The organism is Meiothermus sp. (assembly GCF_025056915.1).
Classification (GTDB): domain Bacteria; phylum Deinococcota; class Deinococci; order Deinococcales; family Thermaceae; genus Meiothermus.
The window spans coordinates 1-26,350 of sequence record NZ_JANWVH010000014.1 but is presented as its reverse complement, the minus strand read 5'-3'; the positions used below and the strand labels follow the sequence as shown (position 1 = coordinate 26,350).

The 26,350-nt window shown below is 63.3% G+C and carries 23 protein-coding genes; 13 read left to right on the top strand and 10 right to left on the bottom strand.

Annotation, left to right across the window (positions count from 1 at the left end; genetic code table 11):
- Positions 1–14 precede the first annotated feature (14 nt).
- The 8 genes from NZN28_RS03960 (at position 15) to NZN28_RS03925 (ending at position 9,226) form a co-directional block, all read left to right on the top strand.
- The gene (locus NZN28_RS03960) at positions 15–1,331 is read left to right on the top strand and encodes a TldD/PmbA family protein (RefSeq protein ID WP_295395475.1); all 1,317 of its coding nucleotides are present in this window, start codon (positions 15–17) and stop codon (positions 1,329–1,331) included.
- 225 nt (positions 1,332–1,556) lie between these two features.
- A complete protein-coding gene (locus NZN28_RS03955; protein WP_295395474.1) occupies positions 1,557–2,057 on the top strand; it encodes a DinB family protein in 501 nt (166 codons plus the stop codon).
- Positions 2,058–2,381: 324 nt separating this feature from the next.
- On the top strand, positions 2,382–3,569 hold the full coding sequence (locus NZN28_RS03950; protein WP_295395495.1) for an ABC transporter substrate-binding protein: 1,188 nt from the start codon (positions 2,382–2,384) through the stop codon (positions 3,567–3,569).
- Between the two features lie 76 nt (positions 3,570–3,645).
- Positions 3,646–4,560 carry a branched-chain amino acid ABC transporter permease gene (locus NZN28_RS03945; protein WP_295395473.1) on the top strand — a complete coding sequence of 305 codons (915 nt, stop codon included), beginning with the start codon at positions 3,646–3,648 and terminating at the stop codon, positions 4,558–4,560.
- Positions 4,561–4,621: 61 nt separating this feature from the next.
- Positions 4,622–5,407 (top strand): ABC transporter ATP-binding protein, encoded by a 786-nt coding sequence (locus tag NZN28_RS03940; RefSeq protein ID WP_295395472.1) that lies wholly within the window; start codon positions 4,622–4,624, stop codon positions 5,405–5,407.
- A 54-nt stretch (positions 5,408–5,461) separates the two neighbouring features.
- Positions 5,462–6,217, top strand: a complete 756-nt coding sequence (locus NZN28_RS03935) for an ABC transporter ATP-binding protein (protein ID WP_295395471.1) — start codon at positions 5,462–5,464, stop codon at positions 6,215–6,217.
- Positions 6,214–8,121 (top strand): AMP-binding protein, encoded by a 1,908-nt coding sequence (locus tag NZN28_RS03930; RefSeq protein ID WP_295395470.1) that lies wholly within the window; start codon positions 6,214–6,216, stop codon positions 8,119–8,121. The genes NZN28_RS03935 and NZN28_RS03930 overlap by 4 nt, the downstream gene beginning before the upstream one ends.
- Before the next feature lie 34 nt (positions 8,122–8,155).
- Entirely contained in the window at positions 8,156–9,226 is a 1,071-nt protein-coding gene (locus tag NZN28_RS03925; RefSeq protein WP_295395469.1) for a branched-chain amino acid ABC transporter permease, read from the top strand.
- A 319-nt stretch (positions 9,227–9,545) separates the two neighbouring features.
- Here NZN28_RS03925 and NZN28_RS03920 read toward each other — a convergent pair whose 3' ends face one another.
- The 3 genes from NZN28_RS03920 to pyrR are packed head-to-tail and all read right to left on the bottom strand — an operon-like array spanning position 9,546 to position 12,375.
- On the bottom strand, positions 9,546–10,862 hold the full coding sequence (locus NZN28_RS03920) for a dihydroorotase (RefSeq protein WP_295395468.1): 1,317 nt from the start codon (positions 10,860–10,862) through the stop codon (positions 9,546–9,548).
- Positions 10,863–10,897: 35 nt separating this feature from the next.
- The gene (locus NZN28_RS03915; protein WP_295395467.1) at positions 10,898–11,833 is read right to left on the bottom strand and encodes an aspartate carbamoyltransferase catalytic subunit; all 936 of its coding nucleotides are present in this window, start codon (positions 11,831–11,833) and stop codon (positions 10,898–10,900) included.
- On the bottom strand, positions 11,830–12,375 hold the full coding sequence (pyrR, locus tag NZN28_RS03910) for a bifunctional pyr operon transcriptional regulator/uracil phosphoribosyltransferase PyrR (protein WP_295395466.1): 546 nt from the start codon (positions 12,373–12,375) through the stop codon (positions 11,830–11,832). Before pyrR ends, NZN28_RS03915 begins: the two co-directional genes overlap by 4 nt.
- A gap of 391 nt (positions 12,376–12,766) precedes the next feature.
- Here pyrR and mnmA point away from each other — a divergent pair, with 391 nt between their 5' ends.
- Together mnmA and NZN28_RS03900 are read left to right on the top strand one after the other, a co-directional pair.
- Positions 12,767–13,873, top strand: a complete 1,107-nt coding sequence (gene mnmA / locus NZN28_RS03905) for a tRNA 2-thiouridine(34) synthase MnmA (RefSeq protein WP_295395465.1) — start codon at positions 12,767–12,769, stop codon at positions 13,871–13,873.
- Between the two features lie 239 nt (positions 13,874–14,112).
- Positions 14,113–15,042 (top strand): sodium:calcium antiporter, encoded by a 930-nt coding sequence (locus tag NZN28_RS03900; protein ID WP_295395464.1) that lies wholly within the window; start codon positions 14,113–14,115, stop codon positions 15,040–15,042.
- Here the strand turns inward: NZN28_RS03900 and NZN28_RS03895 are convergent.
- The 4 genes from NZN28_RS03895 to NZN28_RS03880 all read right to left on the bottom strand — a co-directional run bounded on the left by NZN28_RS03895 (position 15,039) and on the right by NZN28_RS03880 (position 19,664).
- Entirely contained in the window at positions 15,039–16,115 is a 1,077-nt protein-coding gene (locus tag NZN28_RS03895; RefSeq protein ID WP_295395463.1) for a GGDEF domain-containing protein, read from the bottom strand. The genes NZN28_RS03900 and NZN28_RS03895 overlap by 4 nt on opposite strands.
- Before the next feature lie 182 nt (positions 16,116–16,297).
- On the bottom strand, positions 16,298–17,068 hold the full coding sequence (locus NZN28_RS03890) for a succinate dehydrogenase/fumarate reductase iron-sulfur subunit (RefSeq protein ID WP_295395462.1): 771 nt from the start codon (positions 17,066–17,068) through the stop codon (positions 16,298–16,300).
- Between the two features lies 1 nt (position 17,069).
- Positions 17,070–18,899 (bottom strand): fumarate reductase/succinate dehydrogenase flavoprotein subunit, encoded by a 1,830-nt coding sequence (locus NZN28_RS03885; protein WP_295395461.1) that lies wholly within the window; start codon positions 18,897–18,899, stop codon positions 17,070–17,072.
- Between the two features lie 12 nt (positions 18,900–18,911).
- Complete coding sequence (locus NZN28_RS03880; RefSeq protein ID WP_295395460.1) at positions 18,912–19,664, bottom strand: succinate dehydrogenase; 753 nt, start codon at positions 19,662–19,664, stop codon at positions 18,912–18,914.
- Between the two features lie 293 nt (positions 19,665–19,957).
- Here NZN28_RS03880 and speD point away from each other — a divergent pair, with 293 nt between their 5' ends.
- Together speD and NZN28_RS03870 are read left to right on the top strand one after the other, a co-directional pair.
- A complete protein-coding gene (speD, locus tag NZN28_RS03875) occupies positions 19,958–20,398 on the top strand; it encodes an adenosylmethionine decarboxylase (protein WP_295395459.1) in 441 nt (146 codons plus the stop codon).
- 57 nt (positions 20,399–20,455) lie between these two features.
- The gene (locus NZN28_RS03870; protein WP_295395458.1) at positions 20,456–21,505 is read left to right on the top strand and encodes a cyanophycinase; all 1,050 of its coding nucleotides are present in this window, start codon (positions 20,456–20,458) and stop codon (positions 21,503–21,505) included.
- Here NZN28_RS03870 and NZN28_RS03865 read toward each other — a convergent pair.
- The gene (locus tag NZN28_RS03865; protein ID WP_295395457.1) at positions 21,478–22,302 is read right to left on the bottom strand and encodes an IclR family transcriptional regulator; all 825 of its coding nucleotides are present in this window, start codon (positions 22,300–22,302) and stop codon (positions 21,478–21,480) included. The two genes, NZN28_RS03870 and NZN28_RS03865, sit on opposite strands and share 28 nt — an antisense overlap.
- A gap of 142 nt (positions 22,303–22,444) precedes the next feature.
- Here NZN28_RS03865 and aceB point away from each other — a divergent pair, with 142 nt between their 5' ends.
- Positions 22,445–24,019: a malate synthase A gene (aceB, locus tag NZN28_RS03860; RefSeq protein WP_295395456.1), complete on the top strand. Its 1,575-nt coding sequence runs from the start codon at positions 22,445–22,447 to the stop codon at positions 24,017–24,019.
- A 478-nt stretch (positions 24,020–24,497) separates the two neighbouring features.
- Here aceB and NZN28_RS03855 read toward each other — a convergent pair whose 3' ends face one another.
- On the bottom strand, positions 24,498–25,232 hold the full coding sequence (locus tag NZN28_RS03855) for a single-stranded DNA-binding protein (RefSeq protein ID WP_295395455.1): 735 nt from the start codon (positions 25,230–25,232) through the stop codon (positions 24,498–24,500).
- A gap of 220 nt (positions 25,233–25,452) precedes the next feature.
- Positions 25,453–25,599, bottom strand: a complete 147-nt coding sequence (locus NZN28_RS03850) for a hypothetical protein (RefSeq protein ID WP_295395454.1) — start codon at positions 25,597–25,599, stop codon at positions 25,453–25,455.
- Positions 25,600–26,350: the final 751 nt, after the last annotated feature.

Below are 26,350 nucleotides of genomic sequence, written 5' to 3'. Positions count from 1 at the left end.
CTGGAGGAACGCCGATGACCTTTGAAGAAGCCAGAGACTACCTGTTGCAAAAAGCCAGAGCGCTGGGCATTGAGGCCGAGGTGCTGGCCACCTACAGCCGCGAGCTGACCATCCAGGCCCACGGCGGCAGGGTGGAAGAGATTACCCAGGCCACCCAGGGTGGGGTGGGGGTGCGGGTGGTGGTGGCGGGCAAGACCGGCTACGCCTACACCGAGGAGCGCACCCCGGAAGCCCTGGACTGGGTGCTCCAGGAGGCCCACGAGAACGCCCTCTTGCAGTCGGAGACAGGCGGGTTCCTGCCCTCCGGAGGGGCGCTGGGCCAGCACGACCTGCTGGGCGAGGGGCTTTCGGCCCCGCTAGAGCAAAAGCGCCAGACGGCCCTGGCCCTCGAGGCAGGCCTACGGGCCGACCCCCGGGTCAAGCAGGTGCAGATGACCCGCTACGCCGAGCGTGAGACCCAGGCCACCCTGGGCTCCACCCAGGGGGTGGCCGGGGCCTTTCGCAACGGTTACGCCCTGCTCCTCACCAGCGCGGTCATGGCCGAAGGGCAGAGCCTCAAGCAGGGCTACGAGTTCGACCTCTCCAAGGAGTTCCACGCCCTCGAGCCGGGCCGCACCGCCCAGGCTTTCCTTCAGAACACCGGTCGGCTGCTGGGGGCCCGCCCCCTCAAGACCGGGCGCTACCGGGCCTACCTCGAGCCCAAAGCCTTTGGGCAGCTCCTGGGCATGATGGGCTGGTTCCTGCTCTCGGCCAAGAACGTGCTGGAGGGCAAGAGCCTGCTGGCCGACAAGCTGGGGCAGCGGGTGGCTTCGGAGATTTTTACCCTGGTGGACGACCCCACCCTGCCCGACGGGCTGGCCTCGCGCCCCTTCGACGCCGAGGGCACCGCAGCCCGGCGCACCGTGTTCATTGAAAATGGGGTGCTTCGCACCTTCGCCCACAACTCCGAGACCGCCCGTCGGATGGGCGTGGAGAACACCGGCCATGCCTCGCGCAGCTACAAGGGCGTGCTGGGCGTGGCGCCTTCCAACCTGTTCGTGCAGCCAGGGCAGGGGGTGAGGCTGGAGGAGGGCATCATCGTAACCGACCTGATGGGCCTGCACGCCGGGGCCAACCCCATCTCGGGGGAGTTCAGCCTGCAAGCCCTGGGGCTTCGGGTCGAGGGGGGCGAGGTGGCCTATCCGGTGGAGAACTTTACCGTGGCCGGCAACTTTCTAACCCTGCTGGCCCACATCACCGCCCTGGGCACCAAGCTGGAGTGGAACCCCATGATGGGCATCGTGGGTTCGCCCATGGTGGAGGTGGCCGAGCTGTCCTTTGCCGGGGCTTAGAGCGCTCTTCACATATTTAGAGCCATTCGACTATAAGCAAGCTTTGTCCTGAACAGAACAGTGGCCGCCTGGAAACTCGAAAACGTGCGTCTCGGCCCAGACGCAACGCAGACAAGCGGGCTTCACCTCGGTGAGGCACGTCTCTTTGTCCCTTCTCGTTTTCGTAGGCGGCCACGTCTGTGAAAGGGGAATTCTGTACCGGGGCTCTGGCACTAGCATGGTCGTATGGAAAAACTCGAGTATGTCCAGAAGAACCTCGAGGCCCTGGGTGACCGCGACCCCCTGGAAGTGCTGGCGCAGACGCCCGAACTGCTGAGCGATTTGTTCCCCCGGCTGGACATGCGCCGGGGCTGTGAGCTGACCCACTGGACGGCAGGGGAGATCTACTGCCACCTCGCCGACCTCGAGATTGGCTACGGCTTCCGCCTGCGCCAGGCCTTGGCCGGCACCGAAAAGGCCCAGGCCTTCGACCACGACCGCTGGGGCATTCGCTACCGCAACTACGAGAGTTACTCGGCCCGGCTGGCCCTGGATGCCTTTAGCGGCCTGCGGCGGTGGAACCTCGAGCTATTGCGCAACCTGGAGCCTCAGGACTGGAACAAAGTGGCCTACCACCCCGAACGCGGCCCCGAGACCATCACCTTCATCGTGCAGATGCTGGCTGGCCACGACCTGCGGCACCTGAAGGAATTGGAGTACATCGCCTCGTATGTGGAAGCGGGCTGAAGTGGGGTGCTCTTCTCACATTCTGAGCTATGCGGGTTCGAGATAAGTCTGTTCTGGATAGAACCGTGGCCGCCTGAATGGGCGGCCCGCTCTGTGAAAAGCGCGATACTCTGAGCGCGCTCAAAAAAACCAAATGACGCGTCAGGCTCGGCAGCAGGCCGGTCTTTGAGCAATGAGGAGGGGCTTTATAGAGGCCCTTCAATTTCGATAGGGGCGGGCTTTTTCCGAAAGGTTTTGAACCGGGTACACAAATTGCGGGTGGTCATGTATCCTATGGGCACAACACAATCGAACCAGTAACCCAAAAGGAGGAAGTACATGAAAATGAACCGTCGGCAAGTGCTCAAAGCAGGTCTGGCAGCTTCTGCGGTGTATAGCCCCTGGATGATTGCCCGCGCTCAGGCCCGTCCGGTCAAGCTCGCGGCCATCCTGCCCCTCACCGGTGCCTTTGCCTTTGCGGGCAATGCGGCTTTGGACGCATTCCGTGATGCAGCCGACCGCATCAACGATGCTGGTGGGATTGGCGGGCGACGCTTTGAGCTGGTGGTGGAGGACGATGGCTACGATGTGGCCCGGGGTACCGCTGTTTTCAACCGCATCGTGCAGCGCGAAAGCCCGGAGGAGCTGGTCTTCGTGTACGGAAACTCCACCGGCCTGTCCAAAGCCCTGGCCCCTGAAATCACCCGCCTGCGCCTGCCCTACACGGCCACCTCGTTCTCCAACGAACTGGCCGACCCACAAACCTACCCCACCATCTTCGTGTTCGGCCCCACCTACAACGACATGGCCGGGGCGCTTTTGCAACAGATACGCCGCCAGAGGGGGCGTGGGGCCAAAATTTTCCTGTGCTACTCCAACTCCGAGTTTGGCCGCGACCCCATCCCCTTCATCAAGGAGCAGTCGGCCCGGCTGGGCTTCCAGATTGTGGGCGAGGAGGTGACGCCGCTGGCCATTGCCGACGCCACCCCCATCGTGACCAAGCTACGCCAGGCCCAGCCCGATTTCGTGATTTTGCAAGGCTATGTGCTGACGGTGGAGCCCATTCTGGTGCGCGCTGCGCGGGAGCAGGGCATCCGGGCGACCTTTATGGGCACCTATTACTCCGCCGAACTGGCCCTGATGCAGCGGGCAGGGGCCGCCGCCGATGGCTTCATTGTGACCTACCACAACGCTTACTACTACGACACCACCGTGCCTGCGGTGGAGCAGATTCGGGCCCTGCGGCGGGCCAAAGGCCGCGATTTGTCCTACCGCACAACCTACTACATGGGTTCCTGGATGGCCATGGATGTGATTGCCGAGGCGATGCGGAGGGCGGCGGCGGCAGGTAAGCTGACCCGTCCCGGCATGATTGAGGCCCTCGAGGGGCTGGGCGACTACAACGCCGGAGGGCAGGCGCGCAACATGCGCTGGGTGAGCCGTCGGCTGCCCTTCACCAAACTCTGGCGGGCCAACGTGCGGGATGGGCGCTTTGACGCCATCACCGACTGGGTGGACGGCTCGAAACTCTAAACTTGCTGACCAGCGTCGAGGGTCGGGGCCAGGGTTTGGGGCTCTCGGCCCTCTGCATATCGCAAAAGGCTAAACAATGGATTTTGCACTTGTTATACAAACCGCCCTCAATGGTCTGGCCAACGGCGCATTGTACGCGGTCATTGCGGCTGGGTTTGTGCTGGTCTATCGGGCGACCAGTGTGGTCAACTTTGCCATCGCCGAGTTCATGCTGATCGGGGCTTACCTGACTTACACCATGTCGCTCTTTTTTCCGCTGCTCCTGGCCATTCTGCTGGCGCTGCCCCTGGCTTTCCTTTTTGGGGTGCTGGTGGAGCGGGGGTTCGTGCGGCCCCTGCTGGGCCGCAACGTGGTGGCCGTGATTATGGCGACCATCGGTCTGGCCTCCACCCTGGACGGCACAGCGCTCATTCTGTGGGGGCCCGATCAGAAAGCCATGGGGGCCGCCGATGTGGCCCAGCTGCCCAAGGAGGTGCCCAACCTGGCCTTCAGCCTGGGAGGGGTGTTTTTATCCTCCAAGGCGGTTTGGAGCCTGTTGCTGGCCCTGCCGCTGGCGCTCTTGCTGGTGGGGGGGCTCAAATACAGCCGGTATGGGGTTTTGTTGAGAGCGGTTTCCGAAAGCGAGACTGCGGCCTTGGCCATGGGCATCAACGCCCCCAGGGTGGTCGCCATCGCCTGGGGCATCTCGGCGGTGATGGCCACGGTGGGCGGCGCCTTTTTAGCCGGGGCGGCGGGAGGGGGCGGGCCGGGTCACCATCTGGTCTTGCTGGGGCTGATTGTCTTTCCGGTGGCCATTCTGGGTGGGTTCGACTCGGTGCCGGGAGCGGTGGTGGCGGGGCTTTTGATTGGCCTCATTGAAGCCTTTTCGCAGCTTTACCTGGAGTCCCTCCTGCCCGGCATTACCCAGGCCATACCCTTCCTGATTGTTTTGCTGGTGCTGCTCTTCCGCCCCTACGGCCTATTGGGCCAGCACCGCATCGAGCGGGTGTGAGGGGTGAGTATACATCGCAGATTGGGCAACGCCAGCGCGCGCGACTTGAAACAAGGTGAATATGGCTGAAATAAACGTAGAGAACCTGAAGGTGGTTTACCGCGGGGTTATCCTGGCCCTGCAGGGCGTGAGCCTGCGGGCAGGGGCCGGTGAGGCCATTGCGCTCTTAGGCCCCAACGGGGCCGGGAAAAGTACCCTGGTGCGGGCCTTGTCGGGTTTGTTGCCGCAGTACGATGGCCGGGTTCTGGATGGAAAGATTGTCGTCAACGGGCAGGAGGCCAACCACCTGCCCGCCCTCAAGGTGGCCGAGCTGGGCTTGACGGCCATCCTCGAGGGCCGCCCCATCTTTCGCTACCTGACCGTGCTGGAAAACCTGCGGGCTGCCGCCCACAAGCTCACACCGCAGCGCCAGAAGGAGATTACCGACGAGATTTTTACCCGTTTTCCCCGCCTCTACGAGCGCCGCTTCGAGCAGGGGGGCTACCTCTCGGGGGGTGAGCAGCAGATGCTCCTGCTGGGCATGGCCCTCCTCACCGAACCCCGAATTCTGGTGGTGGACGAGCCCAGCCTGGGGCTTTCGCCCAAACTGACCGAGGAGGTCATGCGCGTCCTGAACGAACTTCGGCGCGACAAGGGCCTGACTTTGGTGCTGGTCGAGCAGAACGCCCGGGCGGCCTTTGCCATTGTGGAGCGGGTGTATGTGATGGAGCAGGGCCGGGTGGTCTTCGAGGGGACGGCCCAGGAAGCCCAGGCCGATGCCGACGTGATGGAGTTCTACCTGGGCGGCGCGGTGGCGGGGGGGTTCGCCGAGGCCAAACGCTACCGCAGGAGGAAGCGATGGGTCTGAGTTGGAAGGGCGCGGCGGTGGGGCGCAGGCGGGCGGCCTGGGTGGAGGGTCTGTATGGCTAGGGTGCTGCTGGAGGCGCAGGATCTGCACCTCTCCTTCCGGGGCGTCAAGGCTTTGGTGGGGGTGCGTTTTAGTGTTTCGGAGGGCGACCTCTTTGCGGTGATTGGCCCCAACGGGGCCGGCAAGACCAGCCTGCTCAACGTGCTGTCGGGGCTGTACAGGCCGCAGCAGGGCCGGGTGGTGTTCCTGGGCGAAGACCTGGCCGGGCAAAGCCCCCAGGCCCGGGTGCGCAAGGGGCTGGGCCGCACCTTCCAGAACCTCGAGCTCTTCCGGGGAATGACCGTGCTGGACAATGTTAAACTGGGGGCCGAGCTGGCCGTGGGCGGCTACACCGACCTGGCCCCTAAAGCAGTGCAGGAGTGGAAAATTCGCCGCCATGCCGAGGAGGTGCTGGACTACCTGCACCTCTCCCCCTACCGCCACGCGCCGGCTGGGGCTCTGCCCTACGGCCTGCAAAAGCGGGTGGAGGTGGCGCGGGCCTTGGCCGGGCGGCCCAAACTGCTGCTTTTAGACGAACCGATGGCGGGCCTCAGCCTGGAGGAAAAGCAAGACCTGGCCCGCTTTTTGCTGGATGCCCGGCGCGAGTGGGGGGTGACGCTGGTGCTGGTTGAGCACGACCTCAAGGCGGTGCTCGAGCTCTCCACCGGCGTGCTGGTGATGTCGTATGGCGAGGTGCTGTACCAGGGCGCCCCGGCAGGGGTGCGGGAGAACCCGCGGGTGGCCGAGGCTTATTTGGGGAGGAGCGCATGAGCCGGACTTTGGTGGACTACCTGGCCCATCACGCCCAGACCAAACCCCAGGCACCGGCCCTGCGGGTCAAGCGCCTGGGGGTGTGGGAGACCACACCCTGGGCCGAGCTGAAGGAGAAGGTGGACGACCTGGCGGGCGGGCTGTTGCAACTGGGGCTGGAGCCGGGCCGGGTGCTGGCCATCCTGGGCCAGAACGCGCCGGAGTGGGTGATGGCCGAGCTGGCCGCCCAGGCCGTGGGGGCCTGGCCGATGGGCATCTACGCCGACGCCATGCCGGAGGAGGTCGGCTATTTCATCGAGTTCTCCGAGTGTGCGGGCATCGTGGTCTCGGATGAAGAACAACTCGACAAGGTGCTGCCCCACCTGGACAGGCTCCGGTTTGTGCTGGTCTGGGAAGAAGCCGGCATGAGCAAGTACTGGAGCGAGCGGGTGCGGCCTTTCAGCGCAGCCCAGCAGCTCGGGCAGTCGGGGCCGAGCCGACAGGCCGTGGAGGCGGCCAGAGCCGGGGTCAGGCCCGAGACCATTGCCCTGCTGGCCCCGACCTCGGGCACCACGGCCCGCAGCAAGCTGGCCATGCTGACCCATGCCCAGCTGATTGCGGGGGCCGAGGCGGGCAAGGACACCATTACCATCACCGGGGGCGAGTGGGTGTTTTCCTACCTGCCCTTGCCCTGGATTGGCGAACAGATGCTAACGGTGGTGCGGGGCCTGACCGACGGTACCGTGCTGCACTTCCCGGAGGACATGATTACCCTGCGTGAGGACGTCAAGGAAGTCCAGCCCGACTTCTACCTGGCCCCGGCGCGGCTGTGGGAGGATATGGCGGCCATTGTGCGCAGCCGCATGGAGGATGCCGACGGCCTAAAGAAAGCGGTGTATAGCTGGGGCATGGGGGTTTTGCTCGAGTGCGCCCAGCGCGAGTTCCGCAAAGAGCCGATTGGCTTTGGCCTGAACCTGGCGCGGGCGCTGGCCTATCCGCTGGTGGCCCGCCCGATCCGGGCCCGCCTGGGGCTGGCGGCCTGCCGCATTGCCGCTACCGGCGGGGCGCCTTTGGGCCCGGAGGTCTTCACCTTTTTCCGCGCCCTGGGGGTGGATATCCGCCAGGTCTATGGCCAGTCCGAGACGGCGGCCACCAGCGTGGCCCACCTGCCCGGCGATACCCCACCCGAGACGGTGGGCAAGCCCCTGCGCAATACCCAAGTGCGCATCGCCGAGGATGGCGAGATTCAGGTCAAGGGTGCGCAGGTGTTTAGCGGCTATTTCAAAAACGAGGCGGCCACCCGCGAGTCCTTCACCGAAGATGGCTGGTTCCGCACGGGCGATGCCGGCTTCTTCAATGAAAACGGTCACCTGGTGCTTTTGGGCCGCCTCAAGGAGGTGGGGGCCCTGGCCGACGGCACCCGCTTTGCGCCGCAGTTTTTGGAAAATCGCCTGAAGTACTCGCCTTACATCCGGGAGGCGGTGGTGATTGGCCATGGCCGGCCCTTCGTGACCGCCCTGATCGAGCTCGACCCCGAGAACACCCAGAACTGGGCCCGCAAGCGCGGCATCATCTTCACCACCTACCAGAGCCTGACCGCCAACCCGCTGGTCTACGAGCTGATTGCCCAGGAGCTGAAAATGGCCTGCGAGAGCCTGCCCGAGGAGCTCAAGGTGCGCCGCTTTGCTATTCTGCCCAAGGAACTCCACGCCGACGACGAGGAGATTACCCGCACCCGCAAGGTCAAGCGCGGCACGGTGGAGTCGCGCTATGCGGGCCTGCTGGCGGCCCTCTACGACGGCTCCAAGCAGGTCAGGCTGAGCCTGCCCATCCGCTACCTGGAGGGCCAGGGAACCCTCGAGGCCGAAGTCCAGATTGCCGATGTGGGCACACCGGTATCCGCCGGACAGAAGGTAGGAACGTGATGGAGCCTGTGGAATCTCCGGAGGAGACCCGACCATGTACCGCCTGAGTCAATCCCTCACCGATGCCTTTAGCCGTCGCTTTTCCCGCACGGTGCGCGAGGACTACCGCCAGGATGAAGCCTACGCCAGCACCCCGCAGGGCCGCTTCTGGCTGGCCGTGGCCATTGTGGGGTTGCTGCTGCTGCCTTTGTTGTTGCCACAGTACCCGATGTTTGTCGCCACCCAGATTCTGGTGGCTGCGCTGGCCGGGCTGGGCCTGCACCTGCTGGTGGGCGGTGCGGGCCAGATTTCGCTGGGTCAGGCCGCTTTTGTGGGGATTGGCGCCTATACCTCCAGCCACCTCTCGGGCGACCTGGCCCCCCTGGGCATTCTTGCCGGAGGGTTGGTGGCCGCCCTCATCGGCGTGGTGCTGGGCATTCCTTCCCTCCGCATCAAGGGCGCTTATCTGGCCATCGCCACCCTGGCCTTTCAGTTCCTGGCCGATTACATCTTCAAACGCTGGACAGACTTCACCGGCGGGGTGGCGGGGCGCAAGCTCCCGGCTGAGGGCACCATGCTGGGCCTTTCGCTGGCCGACGACCGGGTGATTTTCTACCTGGGTCTGTTCTTTGCCATCCCGATGTTCTTCTATGCCAAGCGCCTGCTCTCCACCCGCGCGGGCCGGGCCTGGTTCGCGGTGCGCGACAACGACCTTTCGGCCCAGCTTTCCGGGGTAGACCTGGTGCGCTCCAAGCTCACCGCCTTTGCCCTTTCGGCCTTTTACGGGGGCATCGCCGGGGGCATTCTGATGCACCTGATTGGGGCGGTGACCCCGGAAAACTTCGTGCTCTCCTTCAGCATTCAGTACCTGGCCATTGTGATTGTGGGTGGGGCCGGAACCGTGCTGGGTGCGGTGTTGGGTGCTTTTTTCATCGTGCTGATTCCCGAAGTCCTGAGCGTGATTGCCGGAGCCTTTGGGCCACAGTACGTGGCCCAGCTTTCGGCCTGGCGCAGCGTGGCTTTTGGGGTGCTGATTCTGCTCTTTCTGATCCTGGAACCCCGGGGTCTGGTGGGGCTATGGGGCCGGATTCGGGATTATTTCCGAACCTGGCCGCTGCCCTATTGAAGACGCTGACCCCCCGTTTCAAGCTTTCTCATCGCGCGCTTGACAGACGTGGCCGCCTACCCAGGCGGCCACTGTTCTTTCAAGGAAAAAGCCTTCGCGTAATACCAACTTTAGGCGTACCTCCGACCTTCAAGGAAACACTGGGTGGGAGCGGGTGGTCGGTCTCCAACCCCTGCTCCCCACGCCCCAACCCCTGCTCCGGCGCACCGCTTCCATGCCATGCAAAGTGTTCACGCAAAGGTTGGTAAGAGGGTTGAGCAGGGCAGTGGCAGGCCTTGCGTTCCACAAATGCTCGGTAGCACAAAAACCCCGCCGGTGCTCACACCTGCACCGTTTGCGCATACACCACCCGCCCCTCCACCAGCGTCAAAGCTGGCCAGCCCCGCAGCACCCAGCCGGCCCAGGGGCTGTATTTGGCCTTGGAGGCAAAGGTGTGGGGCTCCACCGGGCGCTCGTCGGCGGGGCTCCACAGCACCAGGCTGGCCTCGGCTCCCTCGCGCAGGTGAATGGGCGGGAAGCCCAGCAGGCGCCGGGGGCCATCGGTAAAGCGCTCGAGCAGGGTGGGCAGGGGAAAGCCCCGCTTGAGCACCAGCTCGGTGTAGAGCAGGGGCCAGCAGACCTCGATGTTGGGAATCCCAAAAGGCGCCCGCAGCATGTCCAGCTCCTTTTCGTCCTGGGTGTGGGGGGCGTGGTCGGTGCCGATGCAGTCAATGGTCCCGTCCAAAAGCCCCTTCAAAAGCGCCTCTACATCGGCCTGGGTACGCAGCGGGGGGGCCACCTTGTAGATGGGGTTGAGGCTCTCCAGATGGGTATCGGTCAGGGTCAGGTGGTGCGGCCCCACCTCGGTGCTCACGGGCAGCCCGGCCTGCTTGGCCTGCCGAAGCAGTTCCAGACCCCGGCGGGTGCTCAGATGCTGCACGTGCAGAAGGCTTCTTCCCGGTTCCAGGCTTAGGGCCCCCGGCCCCTGCACCACATAGCGCACAATCTCCAGGTCGCGGGCGATGCGGGCCGCCTCGGCAAAACCGGTGTTCCCGGGCAGGCCCAGCCGGAATGAAACCTCCCCTTCGTGCATCACCCCGCCCCGGCGCAGTCCGGCGTCCTCGGCGTGGACCGAGACCAAAAGGCCCCACGAAGCAGCGTACTGGAGGCCCTGGGCCAGCACGCCGGCGTCTTCGTTGGTGCGCCCATCGTCGGTGAGCATGACGGCTCCTGCCTCGCGTAGCAAGCGGGCTTCGCTCAGCACCTTGCCCTCCTGTCCCTGGGTCAGGGCGGCGGCGGGATGGAGCCGGGCTTGACCGATCCGGGCTGCTTTCTCCTTCAGCGCCCGCACCACCTCGGGGCTGTCCACCACGGGCGAGGTGTTGGGCATCGAGACCACATCGGTATAGCCTCCTCTGGCAGCCGCCGTCAGGCCGCTCTTTAGGTCTTCCTTCACCTCCTGTCCGGGTTCGCGCAGATGGGCGTGGGGGTCGAAAAACCCCGGCGACAGCACCCTCCCTGCAGCGTCCAGCACGGTGGGGGCATCGCCCCCGGCCAGCGAAAGAATGTGCCCCTCGCCAATCAGCAGGTCGGCCTGGCCGTGCTCGCCGCGCCCGTCAACCAGTTTTGCGTTCTTGATCAGGATTTCACCCTTCATAAAGCTCCTTGCAATGGGCTACCGGCTACTGGTGATCAGCTTTTCTTCCCCACCAGCAGGTGATACAGCACGGCCATGCGGACGGCCTGCCCGTTGGCCACCTGGCGCTCGACCAGGCTGCGGGGGGTGTCGGCCAGGCTGCCCTCGAGTTCCACGTCGCGGTTCATGGGGCCGGGGTGGAGGAGGGGTGCTTGGGGCTTGGCCCAGCGGAGGCGTTCCTCGGTCACCTGGTAGCCCGCGATGTACTCCGGCAGCGAGGGCAGCAGCCCCTTGTCCATGCGCTCTTTTTGCAGCCGCAAGACCATCACCGCGTCGGCTTCGGAGAGGGCTTCCTTGAGGTTTGTGGTGAGGCTGGCCCCGATCAGGTGGCCGGGCAGCAAGGTAGCCGGGCCGCAGGCCACCACCGAGGCCCCCAGCATGGGCAGCAGCTCGGCGTTGGAGCGGGCCACGCGGGAGTGCAGGATGTCGCCCACAATGGCGATTTTTTTACCCTCCAGACTCCCCAGCTTTTCCCGCAGGGTAAAAGCGTCCAGCAAAGCCTGGGTGGGGTGGGCCCGCCAGCCGTCTCCGGCGTTGATGATGGGTTTTTGCAACCAGCCAAAAGCCTGGTGGCAGACCCCGGCGGCATCCACCCGCAGGATGTAGGCGTCAATGCCCATCTGGTCGAGCGTCCGCAGGGTGTCTTTGTAGGTCTCGCCCTTGGTGGTGGAGCTGGTCGCGCTGGCAAAACTGACCACATCGGCGGACATCCGCCGGGCGGCCAGCTCGAACGAGAGGCGGGTGCGGGTGGAAGGCTCGAAAAAAACCGTGGCGACGGTGAAGCCGGTCAGGGCGGGCACCTTCTTGACCGGGCGCGAGAGCACCTCCTGCATCATCTGGGCGGTCTCGAGGAGGCTCTCCACCTGCGGGCGGCTCCAGTCCCGAAAGTCCAGCAGGTGCTTGGGGAAGGTAGGGGTGGCCGACTCGCTCATGCGCCCTCCATTTCCCATAGCTCGACCGCATCCTCGCCGTCGTCTTCCTGGGTTTTGACCTTGACCACCTCGCTCCGGGCGGTGGGCAGGTTTTTCCCCACAAAGTCGGCCCGGATGGGCAACTCGCGGTGCCCCCGGTCGACCAGCACCGCCAGGTAGATGCGGCTGGGCCGGCCCAGGTCAATCAGGGCATCGAGGGCTGCCCGGGCGGTGCGTCCGGTGTAGAGCACGTCGTCGACCAGCACCACTGCTTTGCCGTTCAAATCGAAGGGGATGCGGGTCTCGCGTACCTTGGGTTGCAGCCCGATTTCGGTCAGGTCGTCGCGGTAGAGGGTGATATCCAGAATGCCCATCGGAACCCGCTTGCCCTCGAACTTCTCGACCAGGTCTGCCAGCCGCCGGGCCAGGCTGATGCCCCGGGTGTGAATCCCCACAAAGCACAACCCCTCGCTGCCCTTGTTCTTTTCGATCACCTCGTGGGCGATGCGGGTCAGGGCGCGGCGGACTTCCTCGTGGTTAAGCAGCTTGGATTTGAAGGTCATGGCTCCCCCGTGGACAAAAAAACGCGCCCAAAGCGGGCGCCTGGCTCTGTTTTTTGGGCTTTGAAATGGTTCATTCTGGCTCCTTTCCGACCTCGCGGGATCGGGATTAAAGGCACGGGATTACTCCCAGGCGATATGCTATGCCACTGTGGTCGGTTCGGTCAACAAGCGGGAGACACCTTAGGCATGGTTCGGGTCAAGCAAGCCACGCTCGGTGCAGATGGCCGGTCAAGCCGAGGTGAATAGGGGGATGGGGGTTGGGCCGCCCTCCGCAGGGCCATGATGGACACGCCCCTGAAGTCTGCCCAGTCTCGACGGTGGAAGTGTGCCCTGGCTCCTAAAAGCATCGGGTACACTTAATCTTCGGGAGCCCTGGCTCCTGGGGTTCAACGTGGGCAAGCGTGTACTGGCGGCGATGAGCGGGGGGGTAGACTCCTCGGTGAGCGCGGCTTTGCTCAAGGCGCAGGGTTACGAGGTGATCGGGGCCATGATGCGCTTCTGGCCCGACCACAAACAGGATGACTGCTTCGAGACCTGCTGCTCGCCCGATGCCGCCTACGAGGCCCGGCGGGTCGCGGATATCATCGGCATTCCCTTTTATTTGCTCGATTACCGCGAGGAGTTCCAGGCCAAAATCATTGACCCCTTCATTGCCGGCTACCAGGCGGGCGAGACGCCCAACCCCTGCGTGAACTGCAACACCCGGGTCAAGTTCGACTCGCTTTTGAAGAAGGCCCGGATGCTGGGCTGCGACTATGTGGCCACCGGGCACTACGTGATTAACCGGGAGGACGGGCTGTACCGGGGCGACCCCAAGAAAGACCAGACCTACTTCCTGTGGGGCACGCCCAAGGAGGCCATTCCCCATATGCTTTTCCCGGTGGGGCACCTGGAAAAGCCCCAGGTGCGGGCCCTGGCCGAGCAGTTTGGCCTGCCCACCGCCCAAAAGCCCGAGAGCCAGAACATCTGCTTTGTGCAGGGCGACCTGAAGGACTTCCTGGCGGGTCACCTGACGGCCCGCCCGGGGCCCCTCATAGACCTGGAAACCGGCGAGCAAATTGGCGAGCACAGCGGAGCGCAGTTCTACACGGTAGGGCAGAAAAAGGGCCTGGGCCTGTGGAAGAGCCACCTCGAGCGCTACGTGGTGCGGGTCAATACGGCCACCAACGAGGTGCTGGTCGGCCCCCGCGAGGCTTGCTTGTGGGGGGGCCTCGAGGCCCGCGAGGTCAACCTGCTGGTAGAGCCGCAGGACTTACCGGAGCGGCTCGAAGTGCAGGTGCGCTACCGCACCCGGCCCGTACCGGCCCGCATCGAGCAGCTGGGCCCGGGCCGTATGGTGATTCGCCTCGAGGAGCCTCAGTTTGCTGTGACGGCAGGGCAGTCGGCGGTGCTTTACCAGGGCGAGCGGCTGTTGGGCGGGGGCTTTATTGCGCGACCTCTGTACAATCATTGGGAAACGAGCGGGCTGGCTACATCACCTGCTGCAAGACCTCGGTGAGCAGTTTCCGACACTCGATAATGCCCGTGCAGCCCCGGGCAACGAAGCCGTTAGCCCCGCAGTCAAACCCAGACAACAACCGCATCCTTGCGGGTGGATTTTTACTGTGTGTGCTGGAAAGCGACGTCAAGTGGGCACCCTGAGCGTGGATGCCTGGCAAAACAGCCTTGCCCTGCTCCAGTAGCTATGTGCTGGTTGGATAGAGCCTGGTCGGGTATGGTGCTGTCTGGGAGTACGCCATGTTGCTGCTTTTCCTGACCTTCATCGCCAGCCTGGCCTTGCTGCTTATCTCCGCGCGTTTATTCACCGGAGCTGCCGAGCGCATCGGGCTGGCCCTGGGCCTGTCGTCCTTTATGGTGGGGGTCATCATTGTGGGGGTGGGCACCTCGCTGCCCGAACTGGTTTCGGGGCTGGTCTCGGTAAGCCAGGGGGTCTCGGAGATCGTGAGCGGCAACGTGCTGGGGGCCAATGTTTCCAACCTGCTCCTGATTTTGGGGGTGAGCACGGTTTTTTCGGTCTTACGCCCGGTGTATCTGGGCGAGGCTTACATTGCCATAGATTTGCACTTCCTGGTGGGCTCGGCCTTTGTGCTGGGAGTGGTGATGTTTGACGGGGTGGTGGGCCGGGTGGAGGGGCTGTGTTTGCTGGCCGTTTATGGGGTCTATGTGGCGTATTTGCTGAAGGAAGGTGGCAGCGGGCAGAAGAGTGAAACCAGGCCCCCTATTGCGGGCCGGGATCTGCTCATGGTGGGGCTTTGTGCGGTGGGCATCTACTTCGGGGCCGATTGGACGGTCAGCAGTCTTCAGGGCCTGGCCAGCGGCCTCGGCGTGCCCACGGCCATTGTGGCGGTGACGATTCTGGCCCTGGGCACAACCCTGCCCGAGTTGGTGGTCAGCATCACGGCGGCACGGCAGGGCAAGGCTTCCCTGGCGGTGGGCAACATCCTGGGCTCATGTGTGTTCAACGCGCTGGTGGTGGTGGGGGCGGGGGCCGTTTACGGCGGGGTCAAGGCGCCGCCCGAACTGACGGGGTTTGCGCTGCCCTTTGTGGTGGGCTCCGCGCTGCTGTTCTACCTGCTCGTGCAGGATCGGCGCATCTCGAGCTGGGAGGGAATGCTGTTTTTGCTGATGTATGTGCTGTTTGTTCTCGAGGTCAGCGGCTTGGCTTAGGCTACTTCCACCCGATTGCCCCCCGCCTGCTTTGAGAGGTACATTGCGGTGTCGGCCCTGGAGATCAGATAATCGGGCGTGTCGCCCGGCGTTGCTGTGGCAATGCCAAAGCTGGCCGACACAGGCCGCAGGTTGTCCAGGGGGTTCTCGATTAGCTTCTGCTGGAGGTGCTCACAAAGCTGCCGGGCTTCCTGGAGGGAGGTATTGGGTAGCAGCAGCACAAACTCCTCTCCACCCCAACGCCCCAACAGGTCGCCTGGGCGCAGGTTTTGCTTTAGAACCTGGGCGGTATGCACCAGCGCCTTATCGCCCATCTCGTGCCCATACTGGTCGTTGATTTGTTTGAAGCGGTCCAGATCGAGCAAGGCCAGCGACAGGGGTTGGCCGGTCTGACGGTTTTGCTCGAGGGCCTGATACAGGGCTTCCATAATCGAGCGGCGGTTGGCTACATTGGTTAGTGGGTCGGTGTGGGCCAGCCCGTATAGTTTCGCCGCCTCGAGGCGCACCCGCAGGGAGTGCTCCTTGGAGAGCACCAGCAGCCGGAACAGAATCAAATAGCACAACTGAGAAACGTAAAGCTGTACGACTGCGTTTTGGTCCAGGGGCATTCCCCGCAAGGACGGGGGCACCAGGGCTAGCAGGCCCACTATCACAAAAGCGGCGAAAATTCCCAGTGAAACCAGCCAGGCCTGGCGGGGTGCGAACACAAAGTAGGCCATCACAAACACCACCGCAATCCACAGCGAGGAATTCCAAAGCCCCTCGCTGTTCACGGCCAGCAGGTTATAGTAAACGTTGAACACCATCAGCAGCGCCGTGCTCCAGAAGACCCCCCGCTCGACCGTGTGAAAGCGCACCCACCTGGGCAGCAATAGCCCCAACCAGCACAGCCCCAACCAGACCGCCATAATCAGCAGCGAATACTTCTCGTAAAAGGTTTCCTCGCTGGGGATGTCGAGCTGGAACCAGGCAAACAGCGCGGCCCACACCACCACCGGCAGGATGTAAAAATAAGCCCGGGCCCGCAGGGGAGCCGTGGAGTCTTCGAGCTCGAGGATGGGCTGCGGCGGCATAAAACTTTCTTATCATTCTGCAATAGGTTCGGGGTTTCGCAAATGGTCTGACAGAGGCCACTGACCTGGCCTTATGTGGTGCCGTCCAGCCGGGGGTAATACCCCGAGCGCTTCGGTGAATGAAGCAAAAATAAACCCCTCTCCTGTTCGCATCCTGGAGAGGGGCCCGGCTTCGGGGTTACTCAGTCGTCGGCTGCCTGACCGCTGGGCTCGGCCCGCTTCTTGCTGCTAAAGAGGCGCCGGAAGAATCCCAGAACCGGGTCGTAGTATTCGTCCACCACCCGTTCCTTGAGCGGGATGATGGCGTTGTCGGTGATGTGGATGTGCTCGGGGCAGACCTCGGTACAGCACTTGGTGATGTTGCAGTAGCCGATGCCGCCTTCGTTTTTGAGCATCTCGAGGCGGTTGGCGGTGTCGAGGGGGTGCATCTCCAGGCTGGCGGTACGCACCAGCAGGCGCGGCCCGATGAAGCCGGTTTTCTCGTCGTGCTCGCGCAGCACGTGGCAGACATTCTGGCACAGGAAGCACTCGATGCACTTCCGAAACTCCTGCACCCGGTCCACATCCTCCTGGAACATAATCCAGTCGGTGTTGGGCGACGGTGTGAAGGGCTTGATTTTCTTATTGGCCTCGTAGTTCCACTTTACATCGGTGGCCAGGTCGCGGATCACCGGGAAGGTCTTCATGGGCCGCACCGTAACGGGTTTGGAGGTGTCAATGGTGTCGAGGCGGGTCATGCACATCAGGGTGGGCTTGCCGTTGACCTCCGCGCCGCAGGAGCCGCACTTGCCGGCCTTGCAGTTCCAGCGGCAGGCCAGGTCGGGGGCCTGTTCGGCTTGAATCTGGTGGATGACATCCAGCACCACCATGCCTTCTTGTACCTCGACGGTGTAGTCTTTGAGCTCACCGCCGCTCCGGTCGCCTCGAAATACTCTGAAGGTGACGGTTGACATCTTAGGCTCCTACCTTATCGCTGAGTTCCTTGAGGTCTTTGGCCTCGGCCACTTTACGCAGCTCTTCCGGCATCTCCGGCAGCGGCTCGGCCACCACGCTCAGGCTGCCGTCGGGGCTGCGCCGGATGATGTGATTGAGCTTGGCAAAGGTGGGGTCGGGGTCGGGGTAGTCCAGGCGGGCGTGCCCACCCCGGCTTTCCTTACGGGCCAGCGCAGCCAGCACCACCGCCTGGGAAATCTCCACCATCAGGCGGATGTCCAGCGCGGTGTGCCAGCCCGGGTTGTAGGCCCTTCCCCCCGAGACCGAGGTGTTCCAGGCCCGCTTTTTAAGGTTTTCCAGGATCTCGAGCTGCGTTTTGAGCTCGCCCTCCTCGCGCATGATGCCCGCGTTTTTCTGCATGGTGCTGCGCAGCTCTTTCATCAGAGCAAAGGGGTTCTCGCCCTGGGGGTTGTGGAAAGGCTGCAGGGCCTCGGCAATGTAGGCCTGTACCTGGGCCTCGTCCACCTGGTACGAGCCGGTTTGCTGGGCGGCGTATTCGGCGGCGGCCAGGCCTGCCCGGCGGCCAAAAACCACCAGGTCGGAAAGCGAGTTGCCCCCCAGGCGGTTGGCCCCGTGCAGGCCACCCGCCACTTCGCCGGCTGCATACAGGCCCGGCACGTTGGTGGCCTGGGTGTCGGGATCCACCCGCACCCCCCCCATCACGTAGTGGCAGGTCGGGCCCACTTCCATGGGCTCCTTGGTGATGTCCAGGTTGCCCAGCTTCATGAACTGGTGGTACATGCTGGGGAGCTTCTTTTTGATGTAGTCGGCAGGGCGACGGCTGGCAATGTCCAGGAAAGCGCCGCCGTGGGGGCTGCCCCGGCCCTCGTTGACCTCCTTGCGGATGGCCCGGGCCACCACGTCGCGGGTGAGGAGTTCCGGCGGCCTGCGGGCGTTGCGGTCGCCCTGCAACCAGCGCTCGGCCTCTTCTTCGGTCTCGGCAAACTCGCCCTTGTACCGCTCGGGCACGTTGTCGAACATGAAGCGCTGACCCAGGCTGTTCTTGAGCACCCCACCCTCGCCGCGCACCCCTTCGGTGACCAGGATGCCCATCACGCTGGGAGGCCAGACCATGCCGGTGGGGTGGAACTGGATGAACTCCATGTCAATCAGGTCGGCGCCGACCATGCTGGCGAGCGAGAAGCCGTCGCCGGTGCACTCCCAGGAGTTGGAAGTAATCTGGTAAATCCGGCCCAGGCCCCCGGTCGCCAGCACCACCGCCTTGGCCCGGAAAACCAGAAACTCGCCGGTCTGGCGGTTGAAGCCCAGGGCCCCCACCACCCGGCCCGCGTCGGTCAGGAGGCGGTAGATGGTGGTCTCCATGTGGGCGTGAATGCCCATCTTGACGGCGTGGTCTTGCAGGGTGCGGATCAGCTCCAGGCCGGTGCGGTCGCCCACGTGGGCCAGCCGGGGGTAGGAGTGGCCCCCAAAGTTGCGCTGGTTGATGCGCCCATCGGGGGTACGGTCGAAGACCGCGCCCCACTGCTCGAGCTCGCGCACCCGGTCGGGGGCTTCCTTGGTGTAGTTTTCCACCATCTTCCAGTTGTTGAGCATCCCCCCGCCCTTGAGGGTGTCGCGGAAGTGCACCTTCCAGTTGTCCTCCGGGCGCACATTGCCCATGGCGGCGGCCATGCCCCCCTCGGCCATCACGGTGTGGGCCTTGCCCAGGAGGCTCTTGGTGACAACGCCCACCCTGGCCCCTTTTTCAATGGCTGCGATGGCTGCCCTGAGGCCCGCGCCCCCCGCGCCAATGACCAGTACGTCGTAGTCGTAGGTTGTGTAGGATTCCATAATCTGGCTCCTTTAGAAAAGGCGGAAATCGGTGATGGTGCCCATCGAGCACAGGCGAATGTAGACATCGGTGAACCACACCGACAGCATGCTGGTCACCCCCCAGAAACCGTGGCTCTCGTTGATGCGGGTGATGCGTTGCCACAGGTTGTAGCGGGTTTTGTGCTTGGACATGCAGTTAAGGCAGCCTCCGGCGATGTGCCGCCAGGCATGGCAGGAGAAGGTGTAGTAGGAGAGCAGAATCACATTGCCAAGCATCACCAGGCTGCCCACCCCAACCCCGAACCCATCCTCGAAGAAAAAAGCTTTTATGGCGTCGTACCAGAGGAAAGCGACAACCGGAACCGACAGGTACCAGAAATAACGGTGCAGGTTGTTGAGCACAAAGGGGAACGCGCGCTCGCCGCTGTAGGCCTTGCGCAGCTCCGGGACGGCGCAGGCCGGGGGATCCCAGAAAAAAGCCCGGTAGTAGGCCTTGCGGTAGTAGTAGCAAGTAGCGCGGAAGCCAAGGGGAATCCAGAGCACCAGAAACGCGGGGGAGATGGCCAGCCAGTCGAGGTCTTTGGCATGAACGCCCGGTATGGGAATCGAGTAGAAGGGCGAAAGATACGGTCCGTACTCGTAGTGCTGGCGATTCCAGGCAACCCACAGCGCATACAACCCAAACAGGCCCAGGCTTAGCACCGTGAAGAGGGGCTCGATCCACCAGTTGTCTTGTCGGTCCGAGGTCTGCTTTTCACTACCTGTCACAGGTTTCGTGCTCATTTCCTCTAGACTATACCCGCTTTAAGGTTGGTATGGAAACCAATAGGGGCACACATTGACCTGTGGGGGGACTGGTGTAATTAATAACACTTATTCCAATCTACTTGCTCTGAAGGGTGCCTATTTTTTGTGCAGAAGCGCCTTTTTGGGGCTTTGATTGACACTGACCCCCCCATTGCCCATAATGATGGGCTGTTGAGACGACCCTTGGGTGGCCGTCTTGCAGGGGCTGCGGACAAGGCGCGGGGAAAAACCCAGGGCTTGAAAGCCGCAAGCTTTTGGAGGATACGAGGTTGGAACTGTTTGGTTTTGGCCCGCACCTGATGATAGACGGCTACCACGCAAACGCAGAAAAGCTGGCGGACTTCGAGCTGATCCGGCAGGTTCTGGATCAGCTTCCCGAAGAGATGGAGATGACCAAGGTGCTGCCGCCCATCGTGCAGCGCTACCCGGCCATGCCAGGTCAGGCGGAGGGAATTTCGGGGGTGGTGATCATCGCCGAGAGCCACATTGCGATTCATACCTTTCCCAGCCAGCGCTTCATCAGCGTGGACATTTTTTCCTGCAAGGAGTTTGACCTGAGCAGGGCCCTCAAACGAGTGGTCGAGCACTTCGAAATTGGGCGCTACGAGACTTATCTCATCAACCGGGGCAAGGAGTACCCCAAGGACATCGAACTCGCCCGGCAAATTGTGGCCGGTGAGCGGGAATATGTGGAGGCCCGCATCGGGTAGCTGCCCGAACCCAAGTATGCGACTCAGGGCCGGGAGCAATCCCGGTTTTTTTAGAACATGGGAACCGTCGTTCTGATAGGAGGGGCGCTTCAGGCCGATAACCGGGCGGTGTTTGCCAGCATCCTGGAGCACTGCGGCCCGCGCATCGGCATCTTTACCACCGCCAGCAGCCACCCGGCCCAAAGCTGGGAAGGGAATGCGGCCATGTTCAGGGCGCAGGGCTTCGACCCCCAGCACATTGGTATCACGCTGGAGAACGCCGCTAGTCTTGCCCATGACCCTGCGGTACTGCGGCAAATGGAAAGCTGCTCGGGGTTTTTCTTTGCTGGGGGAGATCAGCGCCGGATTACCCAGGCTTTGCAGGGCACGCCGGTGCTGGCGCTGCTCAGGCGCAGGTTTACGGAAGGCGCCGGGGTGGCCGGCAGCAGTGCCGGGACGGCGGTGATGGCCGATCCCATGATTGCCGGAGGTTCAAGTCTGGACACCTGGCTGGGGGAGGGCGATACGCTCTCCTTGCAGCCGGGGTTGGGCTTGGTCAGGAAGGTGCAGGTAGACCAGCATTTTCTGGCCTGGGGGCGCTTTGGGCGGCTCATGCGGGCGGTGGAGCAGGTCGGGGTAGAGCTTGGTGTGGGGGTAGACGAAAACACCGCGCTGGTGGTGCCGGAGCGGGGCCCCTGGGAGGTGGTGGGGGCCAGCCATGTGGCCTTCCTCGAGCGCACCCCTGCCCTCTGGCAGGTGAGCCTGCTGGCCCAGGGCGACTGCTACGACCCGGCCCTGGGGGAGTTCCTGATACACCTAGGCCGCAGCCCGATGACCGAACCCGACCCGGAGCTAAAAAACCTTGTGAGCACCGATGTCTTTGGCCCCCGCATCTTGCCCTGGCTGCTGACCCGCCTGGTGCAAAGCCCCGACCCGGCAGCTCTGGGCTTGTCGTTCAGGGCGGGCCTGGAGGATAGTTTTAGCGCAAGGGGGGTGCGGGTGCGCTTTTTCAAATCTCCGGAAACGAGGGGCTACGACGGCCCTTCAGCCCCCGGAGCGCGCTACAGTGTGGTGCGGGTGGGGTTGGCGCTCGAGGCCATTCAGGTACACGTGGAGCCTGGAGCTTGAGACCCCGCCCAGCCCAGCCGGGCCGAGACCGCATCGGCGGCCTGGCGCACCCGCGCTCCGAGCTCGGGCAGCCGCTCGTCGGGCACCCGGGTGGCGGGCGCCGAGAGCGACATCGAGGCCACCACCTTGCCCCGGTTGTCGTGGATGGGGGCGGCAATGCAGCGCACCCCGTCCTCCCGCTCCTCGTCGTCGAGCACGTAGCGGCGCTGGCGGGCTTCGTGCAGGGTGTGCAGGAAGCGCTCTAAGGTGGTGATGGTCTTGGCGGTGTAGGGCTTGAAGGGCCCGGCCCCCACAATGCGCCGCACCTCGGCCTCGCTGTGCTCCAGCAGCAGGGCCTTGCCCACCCCGGTGCAGTAGATGGGGGCCCGGGCCCCAATGCGGGTGAACATGCGGATGAGCTGCCGCCCCTCGACCTGGGCGATGTAGATTACCTCGTGGCCGTCCAGCACGGCCAGGTTGACGGTCTCGTTGAGTTCGTCCACCAGCTTTTCCATCTCCGGGGTGGCGGCCTCAATCAGCCCGCCCCGGGTCAGGAAAGCCGAGCCGACCTGGTAGGCCCGCAGGCCCACCTTCCACAGGCCCCTGGCCTCGTCCCAGTCGGCAAAGCCCCGGCGGCGCAGGGTTTCCAGCAGGCGGTAGGCGGTGCTGGGGGAGAGGTCGGTGCGGCGGGCCAGTTCCGAAAGGGAGAGGGTTTCGGCCTCGGACAGCACTTCCAGCAGGTGCAGGCCGCGCTCGAGGGTGCGCACCTCGCCGACCTCGGTGGAGCGGTTGCGCCCTGGGCGACGCTTGGTTTCCATAGTCTTAGAGCATAGGTGAGCCGGCTCTATTTTTCAATAGATGCAAAATAATCTCACTGATTGACAAACTCTTTTTCAAGGGGCTAGGCTTGGGCATAGCCAGGAGGCAAGCCGTTCTGCTCCCTGTACCCAGGAGACTCCTATGAGCCAGATGCCCAAAGGTGTTGAGATTATCGGCCCAAAGCTCCCCGCTTCCGAGAGCGTGCTCACCCCCGAAGCCCTGGCCTTTTTGGCCGGGCTCCAACGCGAGTTTAATCCGGTTCGCAAGGGTCTGCTGCAACGCCGCGCCGAGGTGGCCCGGCGCATTGCCGCCGGTGAGAAACCGGACTTCCTGCCCCACACCCGTTTCATGCGCGAGGGCGACTGGAAGGTCGCGCCCGCACCGCCCGACCTCAACGACCGCCGCACCGAGATTACCGGCCCCACCGAGCGCAAGATGATGATCAACGCGCTCAACTCCGGGGCCAAGGTCTTTATGGCCGACTGCGAGGACTCCCTCTCGCCCACCTGGGCCAACGTGGTGCAGGGCCAGCAGAACCTGATGGACGCGGTGCGCCGCACCATTAGCCTGAGCACGCCCGAGAAGGAATACAGGCTGGGCGAGAAAATTGCCACTTTGCTGGTGCGCCCCCGGGGCTGGCACCTCTTGGAGCGGCACGTGCTGGTGGACGGCGAGCCCATGTCGGGGAGCCTCTTCGACTTTGGGCTCTACTTCTTCCACAACGCCCATGAACTCCTGAAGCGGGGCAGCGGGCCTTACTTCTACCTGCCCAAGCTCGAGAGCCACCTCGAGGCCCGCCTCTGGAACGAGGTCTTCAAGTTCGCCCAGAGCTACCTGGGGATTCCCCAGGGCACCATCCGGGCTACGGTGCTCATCGAGACCATCCTGGCCGCTTTCGAGATGGAGGAAATCCTCTATGAGCTGCGCGAGCACGCCGCGGGCCTCAATGCCGGGCGCTGGGACTACATCTTCAGCTGCATCAAGAAGTTCGCCACCCACGATGTCTTGTTCCCTGACCGGGCCCAGGTCACCATGACCGTGCCCTTCATGCGGGCCTACACCGAGCTTTTGGTGCGTACCTGCCACAAGCGCGGGGCCCACGCCATTGGGGGGATGTCGGCCTTTATCCCCAGCCGCAAGGATCCCGAGGTGAACGCACGGGCCATCGAACAGGTCACCAAGGACAAGGAGCGCGAGGCCGGGGACGGCTTCGACGGCACCTGGGTGGCCCACCCCGACCTGGTGCCGGTGGCCCTGGCTGTTTTCGACCGGGTGCTGGGCGAGAAGCCCCACCAGAAAGACCGCCTGCGCGAGGAGGTAGACGGCCAAGTGAGGGCCGAACAGCTCATTGACTTCAACGTGCCGGGCGGCAAAATTACCGAGGCCGGGGTTCGCAACAACATCAGCGTGGAGCTGCAATACATGGCGGCCTGGCTGGGCGGAAGCGGGGCGGTGGCCATCTTCAACCTGATGGAAGACGCCGCCACCGCCGAAATCTCCCGCTCGCAGCTGTGGCAGTGGCTTCGCAAGGGCGCCAAGCTGGAGGATGGGCGCACCTTCACCCCTGAGTTGTATGCTCAGCTCAAGCAGGAAGAGATGACCAAGCTGGCCGGGATGAAGAACCTCGAGGAGGCCGCCCAACTACTGGACGAACTGGTGCTGCAACCCGAGTTCAAGGAGTTCCTGACCCTGCCCGCCTACGAGCGGCTGGACTGACCATAGATAGCTTTCGGCCCTTCAGCAACTTTGGGGGGTCATCGCAGGGCGTAGGTCAGCGCTGGAAATCATTGAGGGATAGGTGGTGGACCTTTCCCAGCCTGCTCCTTTGCCAGCCTGCCTATTTGGGCGGTGATGAAACACCGACTTCAGGCGTACCAGCAGCTTTCAAGGATTCACAAGATGGGAGTGGGTGGTCGGGAGGTAGGTGGTAGGTCTCCAACACCTGCCCTCTACCTCCAAGTTGCTGCTTCCTGCTTCGCCCCTCCTACGGCTCGCTCAGCGATAGAGCGCTCATTATGAGCCACTCGGGTTCGAGAAAGCCTGGTTCTGAACAGAACCGTGGCCGCCTGGATGGGCGGTCACGTCTGTGAAGAGCGCGATAAGCCGATTTCATCTGCACCGTCATTCGAGAAAGTAGAGGCGCACGGCCCGTGCGCCTCTATGCCGATTGGTCCCCGAAGCACGGAAGGGCAATTCAGGCGGCCCTGGTTTTGGTTTTGGCCCTGGTGCCCACCACCTGCGGTTTTTCCGGGTTGTGCTCGGTGCTGCGGATGCGGGCCAAGGGGGTAACGCGCTGGACTTCCAGGACGCGCTTGAAGCGCTTGGTTTTGGTTTCTCTGTCTTCCCAGACCTCGGTTTTGAGCGAGCCTTCCAGGAGTAGCTGTGAACCCTTCTTTAGACCGGCAAACTGCACCGCCAGGTCGCGCCAGGCTTCCAGCTCGATGTAGTGGCTCCGGGCCTGTCCTGCGGAAGAATCCCAGCTCGAGAAGCCCAGGCTGGCTCTGGCCACCGGGGTTTTGAGCGAGGTCTGGCGAATTTCGGGATCGGCGGTCAGGCCGCCCGACAAAATCACCCGGTTTTCGGCCCCAAAGAGCACCGGGCCTTTTTCTTCCTCGCGCACATCGGCGTTTTCCAGCTTGAAGAGCTCCTCGCCCACAATGCGCAGGCGCGAGCCCTTCACGCCATCTGCTTCCCAGGATTCGTAAACCAGGCGACCCATGGCCTGGTAGGCCTGCCCGCCGACCAGTTGATTGGCCCAATTCTCGGCCAGCTTGCCATAGAAGGTGAGGTCGGTGCGGAAGAAGAGGAGGTTTTCGCCGATGGCCCGCTTGCCGATGAGGGAGACCTCGAGCAAAGGGGTGCCTTTGGGGGTGTAGCGAAGCTCGTGCTTGCTGAGGACGCCGCTGATAAGAACCAGATTGGTGGACATGTGTTACTCCTTGTACATTTCGGTCAGGTATGTTGGGGCTTTTGGCTAAAAAGCGGTTCAGGGGTGTGCTGCTGCACCGGGTACCGTCCTCTGGCGGGTAAAACTGAGACGGTCTTTCAGCCAGTTTGCTGTGGACAAAAGCGCAGGCTTTGCGGGTTGTAACCACGAGACCTGGGGGGGCCGGTTCGGGGTGGTTTGGCAGCCGCGAAGCGCCAAACGGCTACAAGGGGCTGCTCTCGAGGCCGTGGTCGTACATCAGCTTGTGGTTTTTGGTTTCCCAGTCGAGTGCTGCCAGAGGGGCGTCGGCAGGGGAACCAAAAATGGCTTTCAGATGGGGGTGCAGGGGTAGCTCGAGCTTCTTCATCATCCACTTCCGTTTCGGTCTGCGCCACAGGGCGCTTCTGCTAGGGGCTTAGGTGTCGGGCGGCTCGTTGGGTGTGCGTTGCGGTCGGTTCTTCAGTTCACTTACGTTTTGTTCCTTCCCCCGTTTGGTTTTTGTACCAACTCGGATGAGGTAAGCGTATAACATAACCACACTTTTGTCCAGCCGATTCGACCATATATTAAGAAAGCCGCTTCGGACTTGATTTTTCGCCCACTACCCCATGTCTATCGCCGCCTGGACTGAGCCTCTGGAACCACCTACCAAAGGTTGGATTACGTTTTTGTGAGAATCGCGAACCTGGCTCAAAGGCCAGGAGCGAAGACTCCATGCCCCGCCGAACCAGACCAGCCAACTCTGGTCCAAAAAGCGCCTTCGCAGGCGAGGCTCAGGTGGGTTTGCTGGCAAGGGGGTGAATAGGGGTTTCGAAGCCAGTGTTGCGTCCAGTGTTGCGTAGGGAAATGTGCCTGGTTCTGCAACGCGAACTCGATTGCAGGCTCCACGGTGCAATCATGCTGATGAATACAAGGGATCCAGAACCTCGCTGAGGGCTGGCTGCCGATTACCCGGTTGTTCCTAGCCCACTGTTCCTCCAGTCAACCCAGAGACCCCCCATGAAACGCGTCATCATCGAACTCGAGAACCCTCCCAGAGGCTCCATCTCCCCGGTCAGTGGGGGCGGCTTGAGCGGGCGGTTGTAAGTATGCCAGCCATTTGCAAGGAACCGAGCCGGTAC